This window comes from Paenibacillus sp. Marseille-Q4541 (genome assembly GCF_018310695.1).
Classification (GTDB): Bacteria; Bacillota; Bacilli; order Paenibacillales; family Paenibacillaceae; genus Paenibacillus.
Genome location: NZ_JAGXCY010000058.1, coordinates 1 through 15,731, shown reverse-complemented (window position 1 = coordinate 15,731; position 15,731 = coordinate 1). Strand labels below are relative to the sequence as shown.

Here is a 15,731-nt window from a genome sequence, read left to right as displayed (position 1 = left end):
TTCCTATTTTGGTATATGCTATTTTTCAAATTTCTTGGATGTTTATAAGTTATCCAGCTTGGTTTGGAAAGATCACTTTGTTTTCGTATGTTCCTGAGATGAGACTAGCCGGTATTACTTTTGGATTAACAGCGCTTTATTTATCTATCTGGTTTATATCTGAAACAATCAAATTAAAACCGTTTACTAATCTTCAAGTTACTCTGTTTTGCATTCTTCTTTATCTATATTATTCATATTCAATCAAGGTTAGTAATTATGAAGATTATTTAAATGGTTTTGTAACTCCTACCATTTTAGTTTTTCTGCTCATTAGTATTTTCATTCTTAAAGGAATGAAAAAAAGTATAATAATAAGTCTACTTATAATTGTTGTTTTAACAGGGGCAATGGTAAATCCTATAGTTTACGGGACAGGTGCAATCTATGATAGGGAAATTTCAAAAAAAATTGATAGTATAAATACCAAAGATCCCGGCACTAAGTGGCTGGTTTTGGATAATCCTCTATATGGTCAATATTTACTATCTTTAGGAGTGAAAACTTTTAATAGTGTACAATTCTATCCTGATTTAGAAATGTGGGAAAAGCTTGATCCAGTTGGTGAATATGAGGAGATTTATAATAGATATGCTCACGTTAGTGTTCATCTGGTGAATGAAAACTCCCATTTTCAATTAACTAATCCAGATTCCTTTACAGTTAATCTTAACTATAAGGATTTACCCATAACAGGGGCTAAATATATTCTTACCGCCTCTCAGTTGGATTATGAGAATATAAGTCCAATTGAATTTGATGAATATAGCGGATTGTTCATTTATAAGATTGATACGGAGAGTGGACAGAAGTGAAAATCCTAATAATAATACCTGCATATAATGAAGAGAGAAATATTGATAAATTACTCCATGCTATTCAATATAAATATAGTGATCTGGTGGATATTTTGGTTGTCAACGATTGCTCAATGGACGAAACAGCAAGAATTTGTCGAGAGCATGGCGTTAACTTAATAGATTTGCCTTGTAACTTAGGAATAGGCGGTGCTGTTCAAACAGGATATAAGTATGCAGAAGCAAAAGGTTATGATATTGCAATCCAAATTGACGGGGATGGTCAGCATAATCCTGAATATATCAAATATCTTATTGACCCGATTATCAATGGGGAAGCTAATTTGGTTATAGGTTCGAGATATATAAACAAAGAAGGTTTTCAATCTTCAGCTATGAGGAGAGTAGGAATAAGTTATTTTTCAAAACTTTTACATTTACTAACAGGTCAGTTAATTACAGACCCAACCTCCGGTTATAGAGCTTGTGATAAAAATATTATTCAAATCTTTTCAAAAAGATATCCTGTGGATTACCCAGAGCCAGAATCCATTATGTTTCTCAAAAGGAATAAATTTAGAATTAATGAAGTGCCGGTAATAATGGAGCCGAGATTGCAAGGTGCATCATCAATAACCCAACTTAAATCTATTTATTATATGACGAAAGTATCTCTTGCTATCCTTATTGATCGTATGAGAAAGCAGATAGTCTAGGAGGAGCTATGATATCATTTAAACTGCAAATTATTCTAATTGCATCTTCGTTATTTTGTGTTCTATTACTTTTAAATTTATTAAGAAGGTATCGAATTGATCTTAAGTATTCAATTCTATGGATTATTGTAGGAGGGATTTTGTTAATACTATCTCTTTTTCCGAGACTATTTGATTACATCACAAATATATTAGGAATTGAGCTCCCGGTTAATGCTCTGTTTTTATTATCCATTTTTGGATTGATATGTATTTCTTTCTCGGCTACGCTTGAAATATCAAAAGCAAATAATAGAATAAAGGACCTGACTCAAGAAATAGGATTAATGAAACGAGATATGCAAGTATTATCACTACAAATAAAGAGCGAGGATAAGAATGTTTAAAAATACAAGTGTAAGTTATTTGTTACTGGCACTGAATATCTTAATGCTTTCTGGAGGACAGATTCTTTTTAAAATTGGTCTTGAAAAAATGGGAGGGGTAAATCTTCTACAAGCCTGGAAGGCAATTTTTAATCCTGTAATATTCTCTGGACTCCTGCTTTACGTAATGGCTACTCTTATATGGTTTGTAGTGCTCTCTAGAATTCCACTTAGTGTAGCTTACCCTACACAGAGTATTGCATATATTTTAGGGATAGTTGCCTCTTTCTATCTGTTCAATGAACCCGTCTCTGTTATGAAATGGTTAGGAGCGATATTTATACTGATTGGTGTTGTTTTTATTGCAACTAACTAAGTCTAAGTAATTCTAATAAAATCAAATGGATTAAACCAGGAGGAAACAATGATGAAAGGTATTATTCTAGCAGGAGGTACAGGTTCGCGTCTGTATCCCTTAACGAAAGTAACCAACAAACATCTTTTACCTGTCGGCAAGTACCCTATGATCTTTCACTCAGTATATAAACTAAAACAAGCAGATATTAATGATATCCTCATCGTAACGGGTAAAGATCACATGGGCGATGTGGTTAATCTTCTGGGAAGCGGTAAAGAAATGGAAGTTAATTTTACATATAAAGTTCAAGATGAAGCTGGTGGAATTGCCCAAGCACTCGACCTGGCTGAAAATTTTGTTGGAGAAGATCAAATGGTAGTTATCTTAGGGGATAACGTATTTGAAGATGATATTTCACCATTTGTGTCCAACTTTAGAGAACAAAAAGAAGGGGCAAGACTCCTCATCCAAGAGGTTCAAGATCCGCACAGATTTGGTGTGGCAGAGCTGCATGGACAGCAAATAGTATCAATTGAAGAAAAACCAAAGAATCCAAAAAGTAATTATGCAGTAACTGGTATATATATGTTTGATCATCGAGTATTTAATATTGTTAAAACCTTGAAGCCCTCAACAAGAGGCGAACTTGAGATTACAGATGTTAATAACGCTTATATCGATCTAGGCGAGTTATCTTTTGATGTACTTCATGGCTGGTGGACTGATGCAGGTACGCATTCCTCCTTATCGAGAGCAAATGAATTAGCTAAGGATATCGTTTTTAGTGAAGAATTCGGAAAATTAAAGTTATAGGAGGAAGTGTAATGAAAGTAATAGATCTCAAACTTGACGGAGCCTCTATAATAGAACCTATTGTCCATGGAGACAATCGGGGATTCTTCATGGAAAGCTATAATGAACAAGTTTTTAAGCAAAACGGTATTCACCATCATTTCATTCAAGATAATCATTCCTTATCAGCAGAGACAGGAGTACTGCGTGGATTACACTACCAACTGAACCCCAAAGCACAAACGAAACTTGTACGTGTTCTTAGTGGGGCTATATATGATGTCATCGTAGACATTCGTAAAAACTCGCCTACATTTGGGCAGTGGGTTGGAGTCATTTTAAGCGAAAATAACAAACGTCAATTACTTGTACCCAAAGGTTTTGCACATGGATTCTGTACGTTGGTCCCGAACACTCAGGTATTCTATAAGGTGGACGAATACTATTCGCCTGAGAATGATCGAGGTATATTATGGAGTGATCCTTCTTTGGGTATTGACTGGCCAACAACAAGTCCAATTTTATCAGATAAAGACAAGAGACATCCTCTACTTAAGGATGCAGAAATTAATTTTGAGTAGGGGGCTTTTCTAACAATGAAAGTTTTAGTTACTGGCGGAGCTGGTTTTATTGGAAGTAATTTTGTTATATACATGTTGAAGAATTATCCGAATTATCACATAATAAATATGGATTCTCTTACTTATGCTGGTAATTTAGATAATCTAAAATCTATCGAGAACAACACCAACTATACATTCGTAAAGGCAGATATCGCTGACGCTGCTGCGGTAGATCATATTTTTCAGCAAGGTGTTGATATTGTTGTTAACTTTGCTGCTGAGTCTCATGTAGATCGAAGTATTTTAAATCCAGAGGTGTTTGTAAAAACGAATGTTTTAGGGACGCAAGTTCTTCTCGATGCTGCTAAAAAGTACGGAGTAACGAAATATGTACAGGTTTCTACAGATGAAGTTTACGGTTCTCTCGGAGAGACAGGATTGTTTACCGAAGAAACACCACTTCAACCGAATAGCCCGTATTCTGCAAGTAAAGCAGGAGGAGATTTGTTAGTTCGCTCTTATTATGAAACGTTCGGACTTCCCGTAAATATTACGCGTTGCTCTAATAACTATGGACCTTATCAGTTCCCAGAAAAGCTCATCCCACTTATTATTTCTAAAGCGCTTGATGATCAGGCACTTCCGATTTATGGAGATGGACTGAATATTAGGGACTGGCTCTATGTAGAAGACCATTGCAGTGCCATTGATCTTGTTATCCACCAAGGTAAGGTCGGGGAAGTGTACAATATTGGCGGTAATAACGAACGTACGAATATTCATATTGTGAAAACGATACTGAAAGAATTGAATAAACCAGAGTCTCTAATGACTTTTGTCGAAGACCGTCTTGGTCATGATCGGCGTTATGGGATTGACCCTAATAAGATCATAGCAGAACTCGGATGGAAGCCAAAACACCAGTTTGAAACGGGTATTAAGGAAACAATAGCTTGGTACTTGTCTAATAAAGAATGGTATGCTCGAATTCAATCAGGTGAGTATCAGCAGTAGGAGAAACAATTATAGAGAATAATTGGAGGGCGGATATGAAAGTATTGGTTACAGGAGCTGGTGGGCAGCTTGGTACAGATGTGGTTGAACTATTTCGCAATAGTGGACATGAAGTTTTAGGTTGTGATCGGAATAAATTAAATATTACGGATCAAGCACAGTGTAACCAAGTCATTGAAATTTTTCATCCTGATGCCATTATTCATTGTGCCGCCTATACCGCTGTAGATGCTGCAGAGACAGATGTGGATGGTGCTTATCTTATTAATGCAACAGGGACTAGAAACATTGCTGTTGCTGCTGAGAAAGTAGGAGCCAAGTTAGTATATATAAGTACTGACTATGTATTCAATGGAACATCTACTACTGCATATAGAGAATATGATAATACAGATCCACAGAGTGTGTACGGACAGTCCAAACGAGCAGGTGAAATTCTTGCGCAGACGTTAAACTCACGCTATTTTATTGTACGTACGTCTTGGGTTTACGGGGCACATGGAAATAACTTTGTAAAAACAATGTTGCGGTTAGGTCAGGAGAAGCCTGAGCTTCAGGTTGTTAATGATCAAAAGGGTTCCCCAACCTATACCGTACATCTTGCTAAGTTTCTCATTGAGCTTGTAGATACAGAAAGCTATGGAATCTATCATGCTTCTGGTACAGGAGAGTGTACGTGGTATGAGTTTACTCAGGCTATTCTTAAAGAAGCCGAAGAAACCCTAGCTCTAAAAGTTACGGCGAAGCTAGTACCGTGTGGGACTGATCAGTTTCCTAGACCAGCACCTAGACCTACTAACTCTGTGATGGATCATGTATCTATCAGAACGAACGGTTTATCTGATTTTCCTCACTGGAAAGACGCACTGCGAGAGTTTATGTTAAATCAATAAAAAAATTAATTAAACAACCTCTTGTTCTTTAAAGGGGTTGTTTTTTCTTTAAGATTGTAAGACTTTGTGTATAGTTAAACGCTGGAGGTGGGAATATGGCTAACCCAAATATACAGATATTATTGTCTACATATAATGGAGAAAAGTATTTAGAAGAACAGCTAGATAGTTTGTTGGCTCAGAAAAATGTGAACATACATATTTTGATCCGTGATGATGGTTCGAAGGACAATACAGTCTTTATTCTACATAAGTATGCTAGCGAGTACCCTTCAAAGATTTCCGTTACTACAGGGGCCAACTTAGGTGTAAAACAAAGCTTTTATGAGCTGCTTTCTATATCTTCTAGCGAGTATGACTATTATGCCTTCTGTGATCAAGATGACGTCTGGCTAAGTAATAAGTTATCTAACGCTATATATAAGCTACAAGAAATTAGAAATGAACCTGGAATGTACTGCTCTTCAACTCAAATGGTGAATGAGCAACTAGAACCCACTAAGGTTTGGCCTACCCAACCAAGCAAGGAATTATCGTTATATAATTCACTAATCGAAAATACTTGTGTGGGTTGTACGATTGTACTTAATCCGGAAGCGATGAAGCTGATTAAACAGAACCCGCCAGAAATAATGGACAATATGATTATGCATGATTGGTGGATGTATCTAGCAATATCTGCACTGGGAAAAGTCGTATTCGATACTAATCCCGGGATTCTCTATCGGCAGCATCAGAACAACGTGCTAGGAGGAGCATCTGAATCGTTGTTTATGAAATGGATAAGTCGAGTGAATCGTTTTTGGAGCGGAAAAAATCATTATATCCTCTCAAATCAAGCACAAGAGTTTCTAAAAATATTTTATGAACAATTAAATAAGCAACAAAAAGCAGAGATTGAACGTTTATTACTAAGCGGACAAAAAAATATAGCTATGCGTTTCGTTTATATTATGAATACGAAATTATATAGACAATCCAATATAGATAATGTTGTTTTTAAGCTACTCTTTGTCTTAGGAAAGGTGTAGTCATACAATAGAGTAAAAGTCAGGATATTTTGGAAAATATCAAACAACGTATGCTATAATTGTCGAATAGATTAGTATATTTTGTCAGGAGTTTTGATATGGATCTCAGTATCATCATCGTCAATTATAATACGAAGCAGCTAACGCTAGATTGTATCGCTTCCGTCTACGCGTCTAGCACTACCTATAGCTATGAAATCATTTTAATAGATAATCATTCATCCGATGCAACCGTAGAAGCAGTAGAAGAGCAATTTCCCAATGTAAAAATAATTCATAATCTCATTAATACCGGGTTCGCAAAAGCGAATAACCAAGGAATGCAGATCGCAACAGGACGTTACATTCTCCTTCTTAATTCAGATACCATTGTACAGCCAGATACTTTTCAGACGATGCTTCTATATATGGATGAGCATCCTGAGACAGGTACATCTGGTTGTAAAGTGATTTTACCAGACGGTTCCTTAGACAAGGCTTGCAAAAGAGGTTTTCCAACGCCTTCGGCTTCGTTTTATTATGCGTTTGGTATCTCTAAGCTTTTTCCGAAGAACCCGAGGTTTAACCAATACCAACTAGGGCACCTTGATCCCGATGAATCGTATCCAGTTGATTGTCTGGTAGGTGCATTTATGTTAGTCAGATCTGAAGTGATTCAGGAGATTGGTGGACTGGACGAGACGTTCTTTATGTACGGCGAAGATATTGACTGGTGTTACCGAATCAAGCAAGCAGGATGGGGCATTTACTACTACCCTTATACATATATTGTTCACTACAAAGGCGGAAGCGCTAAACGCAGACCATGCAAAATCATTTACGAATTTCACCGAGCGATGTGGGTTTTTCATCACAAGCATTACCATAAGCAATACAACTTTTTTACGAACGCAGCTGTTTACACGGGGATAGGACTCAAGTTAACCCTATCTCTGATAAAAAACATGCTTCCAGCTAAACAGGGAGTATCACACCCAAGTACGAACCAAACAACGGAATCTTCGAACGAGGTGAAATCATGATTCGCAGAAATCAGCAAATCCTGACACAGCTTTATGTAGGTGTTGATTTTCTGATTATCCAGTTATCGTTTTTACTTGCGTGGTGGCTGAAATTTGAGAGTGGTTGGATTTCTTATGAGAACCCGCTTCCCTTAGAAACTTATACTTTATGGAGTCTTGTCTACGGGCTAGTTGCTATTGTCACAGGTTTTCTTTTCTCCATTTATACACCCAAACGAAAGAAACGGTTTGCTGATGATTTTTGGAAAATCATTGAGATCCATACGGTTAGTATGTTTATACTTTTAAGTTTAATGTTCTTTTTTAAAGAAGTGAATATCTCTCGTTCTTACTTAGCCATTTATATGGTGGGAAATATTATTTTTACACTTACGTATCGATATTCCTTAAAAAGAATGCTGAAAACTTTACGCGAAAAAGGATACAACCGCCAATTTGTACTTATTCTTGGAGCAGGTTCGTTAGGTAAAACATTTTATAACAACTTGCAGCAACATGCCGATATGGGATATGAAGTAATGGGGTTTCTCGACGATTACCGTAAATGGGATGACGAAGAAGCGAAGCAGTATAAACCGATTATGGGCGTTATGGATGAACTGGAAACCATTCTCTCAGAACGAATGATTGATGAAGTCGTCCTTGCTCTTCCGCTGGATGCGCATGACAAGTATCCCCAGATTATTAACACATGTGAAAAAGCTGGAGTGCGTACGCTTATTATCCCTGACTTTTTTGACTACTTACCAGCAAGACCTATGTTTGATTATTTTGCAGGGATGCCGCTTATCAATGTAAGGGATATCCCGCTTGATCTATCTGTTAATCGCTTTGCTAAGCGAATGTTCGACATTGTTTTTTCTTTATTTGCGATCCTCGTCACTTCACCTATAATGCTTGTTGCGGTAGTGGGTGTGAGGCTGACCTCCGCAGGACCAGTTATTTTCAAACAAGAACGGGTCGGTCTGAATCGCCGAACTTTCCATATGTACAAATTCCGCTCGATGAAGATATTACCTGAAGGCACAGAGGATACCGGATGGACTACAAAAAACGATCCAAGACGAACGAAGTTTGGTTCTTTTCTAAGAGCAACAAGTCTTGATGAGCTGCCACAATTTTTCAACGTCTTGCTTGGACATATGAGTGTGGTTGGACCGCGTCCAGAACGTCCGTATTTTGTAAACCAGTTCAAAGAAGAGATTCCAAAATACATGATCAAGCATCATGTGCGGCCAGGTATTACGGGACTTGCTCAAAGTCAGGGGTTGCGAGGAGATACTTCGATTGAAGATCGTATTGAGCAAGATATTTTCTATATTGAAAATTGGTCCTTATTATTTGATATCAAGATCATTCTCAAAACCATTCGTAATGGCTTCAAGAACGCTTATTGATAAATTTTGTGTAAATTATTATGAACGCTATTCACTTGTGGTCATCTCTTGCAGATAAGTAATCAAGGGCTGTCCACAGGGAGAGAAGAGCCCGTGAGAAGATACTGTACAGTGCTTATGTGTACGTTGTTTCTTTGAGCGGGTTTTCTTATAGCTGTAGAGAGAGATTAGAGTTGAAGATTGAATGTAAAGTTTATGTAGAGTCTATATAGTAGATTTTATTTAGTATTTAGTTAGTTTTTAGTGTTTATCTTTTAGCTTTTATCGTAGAAAGAATAGTACCTTAAGTGAAATCATTATGAACAAGAAGTTATCTCTCCCTGCGCCTGCCCGATCTTTATCTCCAAGTAAAATTAGTGTGTCTTTCTTCCCAAAATATAATGGTTGATCTTATTAAGTATGCCACTTAATATAACTCCTTTTCTGATCTACTTTCAGCATTTATTTTGTTTTTCCCTCCTTCTCTACTTCTAGCTTAGTGTACTTTACAAGCTCTTTTACTTCATCCTTTCCAATACAAATATACATGTAGATTCGGATCTATATTTCCTTTATAAAAAACCACCAACTCCCTAATCTTTTACTTTTGTTCCCCTGAAATGCGAACATAAATTGACACTCACTTCCCCCTGACTTAGACTTAGCATAAGAGGTTTTTAGTAACTGTTGAATCCTAGGTTTTCACTAAATCTTAAGTAACCGCATGTAGCATGGAGGAATGAACTGTTGAAGGAAATAATAAAGGCTTGGAAGCATATTTTTAAGCTGGATCCTGACCGGGAGATGGCAGATGATACGCTGGACGCGGTATGTATGTCAGGGTCGGATGCAATTATGGTTGGTGGCTCTTCAGGGATTACTTATGAGAATACGGTGGATTTACTTTCCCGTGTCCGTCGTTATGAACTGCCATGTGTGCAAGAAGTATCCGATTTATCCGCAGTGGTACCAGGCTTTGATTTATATATGATTCCCATGGTACTGAATACAGATGATTCACGCTGGATCACGGGACTTCATCAAGCTGCAATTGAAGAATATGGTTATATGATCCCGTGGGAACTGCTCGTTCCAGAAGGGTACATCGTACTGAATTCGGACTCCACCGTTGCGAAGCTGACAGAAGCACATACGGATATTGAAGAGAGCAGCGTTACTGCTTACGCTCAAGTAGCGGACAAGCTGATGAATCTTCCGATTGTGTATATTGAATACAGTGGAACGTTTGGTGATATGCCAACAGTGAGAGCAGCTCAGCAGGTAATATCGAATGCGCAGCTTTTTTATGGCGGAGGGATTTGCGATTATGATACAGCCGTAGAAGCAGCCAAAGTTTCGGATACGATTGTTGTCGGTAATATTGTGTACAGTGATCTTCAGGCAGCGATATCTACGGTTAAAGCCGTTAAACTTGAATAGAGCCCGGAATAAAGAGTATATTCCCCTAGACTTTACAAGTTGAGTCCATACCCAAGCTAAGGGTACAATGAATAACTCGGGAACTGATTTGAATCTTCCTCGAAAATAGAGCTAAATTTCGATATCTTTATATCTTATTTTAATCCAACTACAATACTACCTGGTCTTAGGCCAGATCACCTTGCCCATTTGACTTCACAGATTCCCCGGCTGCTTCACCGAGCCGGAGCATAACCCTGAACGTCGGTGGGTCATTTCTTATGACTAACGATTTGTTTTACTCCACACCATATTAATAGAAGAAAGGGGCTTGCATTCATGCAATCCATTGACATAAAAGACGCGATCTCACGTCTCAATCCTCCGCAGCGAGAAGCTGTAGTGACCACAGAAGGCCCACTGCTGATCATGGCAGGCGCAGGTAGCGGTAAGACACGGGTGCTTACACACCGAATTGCTTATCTTGTGGCAACTAAAAAAACAGCTCCATGGGGTATTCTTGCCATTACGTTTACTAACAAAGCAGCGCGTGAAATGCAGGATCGGGTCTCCAAACTGGTTGGCGGCTCCCAAGGACGAGATATTTGGGTTTCCACATTCCACTCCATGTGTGTGCGCATTTTGCGCAAAGATATTGAACGTATCGGTTTTACATCCAGTTTCAGTATTCTGGATTCATCGGACCAATTGTCCGTTATCCGTAATTGTATGAAAGACTTAAACATCGACACTAAGAAATTTGAACCTAAGGCCGTTCAGTCTGCGATGAGCACTGCGAAGAACGAACTTATTACTCCCGCAGAATATGAAGCGAAAATTGGCGATTATTTTGAAGGGATTGTGGCGAAAGTATACACCATGTACCAGAAACGTCTCAGAGCGAACAACTCGCTTGATTTTGACGATCTGATCATGACGACGATCCAGCTTTTTAAAGAAGTGCCTGAGGTTCTCGACTTTTACCAAAAGAAATTCCAGTACATCCATGTGGATGAGTATCAGGATACGAACCGTGCGCAATATATGCTTACTCGTATGCTGGCAGACAAGCATCACCGCATATGTGTCGTAGGGGACAGTGACCAGTCGATTTACCGCTGGCGCGGTGCAGATATTACGAACATTCTTAACTTTGAAAAGGATTATCCAGAAGCACGTACTATTATGCTGGAGCAGAACTATCGTTCCACGTCTAACATTCTGGATGCAGCCAACGCAGTGATCAACCTCAACACTGGCCGCAAACCGAAGAAACTTTGGACCGACAAAACAGGCGGAGAAAAAATCAAAGTTTACCGTGCCGATTCTGAGCATGATGAAGGTTATTTTGTAGCTTCCGAGATTAGTAAAAATGTGAATAAAGGCAAATCCTATCAGGATCATGCCATTTTATATCGTACCAATGCCCAGTCCCGGGTTATAGAGGAAATTCTCATTAAATCGGATATACCTTACCAGATTGTCGGCGGGATCAAGTTCTATGATCGTAAAGAGATTAAGGATATTTTAGGTTACCTCAAACTGCTTTCGAATCCGGATGATGATATCAGTTTGACGCGGATTATTAACGTGCCGAAGAGAGGGATTGGAGATACGACAGTAGCGAAGCTTGCCGCAGCGGCAGGAGAACGGGGGATTTCGATCTTCCGCGTGCTTGAAATCGTTGATGATCTTGGTTTTGCTGGTCGTACTCGTAATGCGTTAGTGGAATTCTATGATATGATCGCTGCCCTGCACCGGATGGTTGAGTATCTTTCCGTTACGGAACTTACCGAGAAAATTCTCGAAATGAGTCAGTATCGTCTTGAGTTCCAGAATGAGAATACACTTGAATCCAAAGCGCGGCTCGAAAATATTGATGAGTTCCTGTCTGTAACGATGGAATTCGAGAAAAATAATGAGGACAAGTCACTTGTTTCCTTCCTGACAGACCTCGCACTCATTGCTGATATCGATAGCATGAATGATGATGAAGAGGAACAAACAGATGCTGTTGTTCTCATGACCATGCACAGTGCGAAAGGTCTTGAGTTCCCAGTCGTGTTTGTTATTGGTATGGAAGAAGGGGTATTCCCTCACAGCAGAGCGTTTATGGATGAAGAAGAGCTGGAAGAGGAACGCCGCCTGGCTTATGTGGGGATCACACGTGCGGAACAGCAGTTATTCCTAACCTGTGCTCAGATGCGTACCTTGTTTGGGCGTACGACTGCAAACCCGCCATCCCGTTTCCTTGATGAAATTCCGGAAGAGCTTAAAGAAGATACGAAGATCGCACGTGACCGCTATCGCCGCGGAGCCGGTACTAATACAGGTGGTTCGTATGGTGGCAGAGGATTTAGTAGCAGTGGAACAGGAAGTAACTTTGGCGGCAGCGCACGCAAGGATCTCAGTCTTGGCGGTTCAACAGCTTCTGCAGCTTCTAAAGTAACTGTAACTACGGGAGCAGGGAACACCCAAGCGACTAGTGCAGGAGGCTCCAAAGATTTTGCAGCAGGAGATAAAGTACAGCATGGCAAGTGGGGAGTAGGCACAATCGTTTCTATTAAAGGAACAGGCAATGATATGGAGCTTCAAATTGCGTTCCCTGCACCTGTTGGTTTGAAACGTTTGCTTGCAGGCTTCGCGCCAATTACAAAAGTCGAGTCTTGATTGTAGGGTTACTTTTCAGCAATCAGTGGCCTCGTAATATTGTATACAATGGAATACGATCAACGTAACCTATATTCATATGCCTATTTGATGTATTCAGCAAGAATTTGATACTTCAAATGGTCAAAAGTTTAAAAGGATCTAGCGAAATGGAATTTGGGTATTCTCAAAAGAGGATTTGCTCCATTTTCATTTCGCTGGCCTTACATATTAATTCACGGAGGGATTGCCCTGCATGGATCCGATGCATCGTTTAGAAGAGCTCGTAAAAGAGCTGAATCACTATAATTATCATTACTATACCCTAGACAAGCCGTTAATCAGCGATAAAGAATATGATGTACTGTACGACGAACTTGTTACCCTCGAACAAGAAGGGGGGATTGTGCTCCCTGATTCTCCTACTCAGCGTGTTGGTGGAGATCTGCTCAAAGGATTTAAGCCTCACAAGCACTTGTCTCCTTTATGGAGTTTGGATAAAGCCCAGAATATTGAACAGCTGCGTAGCTGGAATGGGAGAGTACAGCGGTTAGTGCAGGATTATAATTCGAAAAATCCTGACAACGCGCTCCCTACGCCAGAATATGCGATCGAGCTCAAGTTCGATGGACTCACACTTAACCTGACATATACAGATGGTAGGTTGGTTCAAGCTTCTACCCGTGGTAATGGTGTGACGGGGGAAGGGATTTTGGCTCAGGTTAAGACAATTAAGTCCGTTCCCTTAACGATTCCTTATACTGACGGCACAATCGAAGTGCAGGGAGAAGGAATTATGAACTTATCTGTGCTCAGTAAATATAACGAAACGGCGGCCGAACCGCTCAAAAATGCTCGAAATGCGGCAGCAGGTGCCTTGCGTAATCTCAATCCCAAAGTGACTTCAGAACGCAGACTCAGTGCTTTCTTTTACAATGTGGGGTACTCGGATGAGGTTCGCTTCGCTAGCCACGAAGAGATGATGCAATTCCTGAGAGATAATCACTTCAAAGTGAATCCTTACATTAGCTATTTCAAAGAGTTTGACGATGTGATGGAGCGTTTAGCTGAAATTCAGGAAAATCGTGATAAGTTAGATTACCTGATTGATGGAGCAGTTATTAAACTGACGGATATGCGGATGCGTGAAGTCTTGGGATACACTGATAAATTCCCTAGATGGGCAGTCGCATATAAATTTGAGGCAGAAGAGACAACGACGGTGCTGAACTCGGTAAGTTGGAATGTAGGCCGAACGGGAAAAGTGACTCCACTTGCACGTGTTGAACCTGTTGAATTAGCTGGAGTAACGGTTTCGAACTGTACACTCAACAATGTAGGGGATATTGAACGTAAGAATCTAAAGTATGCACTTGGTACACGTGTCTTCATTCGCAGATCCAATGATGTTATACCAGAGATTCTAGGTAAGGTGACAGAAGAGGCAGACGGAGAAGAAATTGTATTTCCCGTAAATTGTCCGGCTTGTGGTTTCCCACTGGAAGAACGAGGAGCCCATCTATTTTGTAATAATAAACTGAACTGTAAACCGCAGATCGTAGCTCGAATTTCTCATTTTGCTTCGCGGGATGCCATGGACATCGAGACCTTTAGCGATAAAACTGCAATTCAGCTGCATGATGAGGTAGGTTTAAAAGAACCAGCAGATCTCTATTCACTTACGTACGATGATATTATCGGGCTTTCCCGTTTCGGAGAGAAAAAAGCAAATAATCTGCTTCAAGCAATTGAAGACAGTAAGGAGAGAGATTTGGCTTCGTTCCTATATGCACTTGGGATACCGAATACCGGTAAATCGACAACTAAGATGTTAGCGGATCATTACCGGGACCTCCATCGTATTATGGAAGCTTCTGTCGAAGAGCTAATAGAGCTCCCGGATGTAGGACAGATCGTAGCAGAGAGTATTGTGACGTTCTTCCAGGATCCTTTTATGAGAGCGAGTATCGAGAAGATGCTGTCTCTTGGTGTAGGAGCTAAAGCGCCAGAAGAACCTCAAGAAGTAATTACAGATTCATTCTTTAGTGGTAAAACAGTTGTCCTCACTGGAACACTTCATAAGCTAACGCGTGATGAGGCTACCGAGCGGCTTGAAGCGCTTGGAGCAAAAGTAACGGGGAGTGTTTCTAAGAAAACAGATCTTGTTATTGCGGGTGAAAAAGCAGGAAGTAAGCTAGCTAAAGCCCAGCAGTTAGGTATAGATACTATTGAAGATGAAGATGAGTTGATTAGGCTTCTTCAGTTATAAGTACAGTAATCGAGTATAAGATTATAATAGGGAGCCGTTGTTTCTTTCTATGGGAACGCGGCTCTTGTTTTATTAAATAAAAGCAAAAGTAATTAGTACTGGTTTGTAGTATTATAAAATACTTTGTAAAAAAGCTTGTCAAAATTATTTTAACGTGATATATTATTTCTTGTCGCTCCGAGCGATACTGTTACGAAGAAAGAAATTGATTCAGTAACATGTTGAAAAGAATGTCGAAAAAAGTAGTTGACAACGAAATAATCGACATGATATACTAAGTATCCAGTCGCGAGAAAAGACTGGACAAACAAGTTCCTTGAAAACTGAACAAATGGATGATGAACGTCTTTCTTTAATTGAAGGACGATAAACTAAAAGAGAACGTTAAGTTCTCGTCAGCATTTTCTAAATGAGCTTATCGCTCTTTT

Annotated in this window: 14 protein-coding genes; all 14 read left to right on the top strand. The window is 39.4% G+C overall.

Annotated elements, in window-relative coordinates; all coding sequences use genetic code 11:
* On the top strand, nt 1-854 hold an 854-nt coding region (locus KFT32_RS26135), incomplete at its 5' end, for a DUF7654 domain-containing protein (protein WP_349304958.1).
* Nucleotides 851-1,552, top strand: a complete 702-nt coding sequence (locus KFT32_RS26130) for a glycosyltransferase family 2 protein (RefSeq protein WP_211750270.1) — start codon at nt 851-853, stop codon at nt 1,550-1,552. The genes KFT32_RS26135 and KFT32_RS26130, both read left to right, overlap by 4 nt.
* 8 nt (nt 1,553-1,560) lie before the next feature.
* The gene (locus KFT32_RS26125) at nt 1,561-1,938 is read left to right on the top strand and encodes a DUF2304 domain-containing protein (protein ID WP_211750269.1); all 378 of its coding nucleotides are present in this window, start codon (nt 1,561-1,563) and stop codon (nt 1,936-1,938) included.
* Nucleotides 1,931-2,293 carry an EamA family transporter gene (locus tag KFT32_RS26120; protein ID WP_211750268.1) on the top strand — a complete coding sequence of 121 codons (363 nt, stop codon included), beginning with the start codon at nt 1,931-1,933 and terminating at the stop codon, nt 2,291-2,293. The genes KFT32_RS26125 and KFT32_RS26120 overlap by 8 nt, the downstream gene beginning before the upstream one ends.
* A 51-nt stretch (nt 2,294-2,344) precedes the next feature.
* A complete protein-coding gene (locus KFT32_RS26115) occupies nt 2,345-3,088 on the top strand; it encodes a sugar phosphate nucleotidyltransferase (RefSeq protein ID WP_211750271.1) in 744 nt (247 codons plus the stop codon).
* Between the two features lie 11 nt (nt 3,089-3,099).
* Entirely contained in the window at nt 3,100-3,648 is a 549-nt protein-coding gene (gene rfbC / locus KFT32_RS26110; RefSeq protein WP_211750267.1) for a dTDP-4-dehydrorhamnose 3,5-epimerase, read from the top strand.
* Nucleotides 3,649-3,663: 15 nt separating this feature from the next.
* Nucleotides 3,664-4,644 carry a dTDP-glucose 4,6-dehydratase gene (rfbB, locus tag KFT32_RS26105; RefSeq protein ID WP_211750266.1) on the top strand — a complete coding sequence of 327 codons (981 nt, stop codon included), beginning with the start codon at nt 3,664-3,666 and terminating at the stop codon, nt 4,642-4,644.
* A gap of 35 nt (nt 4,645-4,679) precedes the next feature.
* Nucleotides 4,680-5,537 carry a dTDP-4-dehydrorhamnose reductase gene (gene rfbD, locus KFT32_RS26100; protein ID WP_211750265.1) on the top strand — a complete coding sequence of 286 codons (858 nt, stop codon included), beginning with the start codon at nt 4,680-4,682 and terminating at the stop codon, nt 5,535-5,537.
* Nucleotides 5,538-5,632: 95 nt separating this feature from the next.
* Nucleotides 5,633-6,568, top strand: coding sequence for a glycosyltransferase family 2 protein (locus KFT32_RS26095; RefSeq protein WP_211750264.1), 936 nt, complete (start codon nt 5,633-5,635; stop codon nt 6,566-6,568).
* A gap of 98 nt (nt 6,569-6,666) precedes the next feature.
* Nucleotides 6,667-7,590, top strand: a complete 924-nt coding sequence (locus KFT32_RS26090; RefSeq protein ID WP_211750263.1) for a glycosyltransferase family 2 protein — start codon at nt 6,667-6,669, stop codon at nt 7,588-7,590.
* Nucleotides 7,587-8,987 (top strand): undecaprenyl-phosphate glucose phosphotransferase, encoded by a 1,401-nt coding sequence (locus KFT32_RS26085; protein WP_211750262.1) that lies wholly within the window; start codon nt 7,587-7,589, stop codon nt 8,985-8,987. The genes KFT32_RS26090 and KFT32_RS26085 overlap by 4 nt, the downstream gene beginning before the upstream one ends.
* Nucleotides 8,988-9,713: 726 nt before the next feature.
* A complete protein-coding gene (gene pcrB / locus KFT32_RS26080; RefSeq protein ID WP_211750261.1) occupies nt 9,714-10,406 on the top strand; it encodes a heptaprenylglyceryl phosphate synthase in 693 nt (230 codons plus the stop codon).
* A gap of 318 nt (nt 10,407-10,724) precedes the next feature.
* Nucleotides 10,725-13,055: a DNA helicase PcrA gene (pcrA, locus tag KFT32_RS26075; RefSeq protein WP_211750260.1), complete on the top strand. Its 2,331-nt coding sequence runs from the start codon at nt 10,725-10,727 to the stop codon at nt 13,053-13,055.
* A 235-nt stretch (nt 13,056-13,290) separates the two neighbouring features.
* Nucleotides 13,291-15,303 (top strand): NAD-dependent DNA ligase LigA, encoded by a 2,013-nt coding sequence (gene ligA / locus KFT32_RS26070; protein WP_211750259.1) that lies wholly within the window; start codon nt 13,291-13,293, stop codon nt 15,301-15,303.
* Nucleotides 15,304-15,731: the final 428 nt, after the last annotated feature.

Coding starts and splice junctions, on each gene's coding strand:
- pcrA (WP_211750260.1), top strand. CDS start 10,725: ATGCAATCCATTGACATAAAAGACGCGATCTCACGTCTCAATCCTCCG.
- KFT32_RS26085 (WP_211750262.1), top strand. CDS start 7,587: ATGATTCGCAGAAATCAGCAAATCCTGACACAGCTTTATGTAGGTGTT.
- rfbB (WP_211750266.1), top strand. CDS start 3,664: ATGAAAGTTTTAGTTACTGGCGGAGCTGGTTTTATTGGAAGTAATTTT.
- KFT32_RS26090 (WP_211750263.1), top strand. CDS start 6,667: ATGGATCTCAGTATCATCATCGTCAATTATAATACGAAGCAGCTAACG.
- KFT32_RS26115 (WP_211750271.1), top strand. CDS start 2,345: ATGAAAGGTATTATTCTAGCAGGAGGTACAGGTTCGCGTCTGTATCCC.
- rfbC (WP_211750267.1), top strand. CDS start 3,100: ATGAAAGTAATAGATCTCAAACTTGACGGAGCCTCTATAATAGAACCT.
- KFT32_RS26125 (WP_211750269.1), top strand. CDS start 1,561: ATGATATCATTTAAACTGCAAATTATTCTAATTGCATCTTCGTTATTT.
- rfbD (WP_211750265.1), top strand. CDS start 4,680: ATGAAAGTATTGGTTACAGGAGCTGGTGGGCAGCTTGGTACAGATGTG.
- ligA (WP_211750259.1), top strand. CDS start 13,291: ATGGATCCGATGCATCGTTTAGAAGAGCTCGTAAAAGAGCTGAATCAC.
- KFT32_RS26095 (WP_211750264.1), top strand. CDS start 5,633: ATGGCTAACCCAAATATACAGATATTATTGTCTACATATAATGGAGAA.
- KFT32_RS26120 (WP_211750268.1), top strand. CDS start 1,931: ATGTTTAAAAATACAAGTGTAAGTTATTTGTTACTGGCACTGAATATC.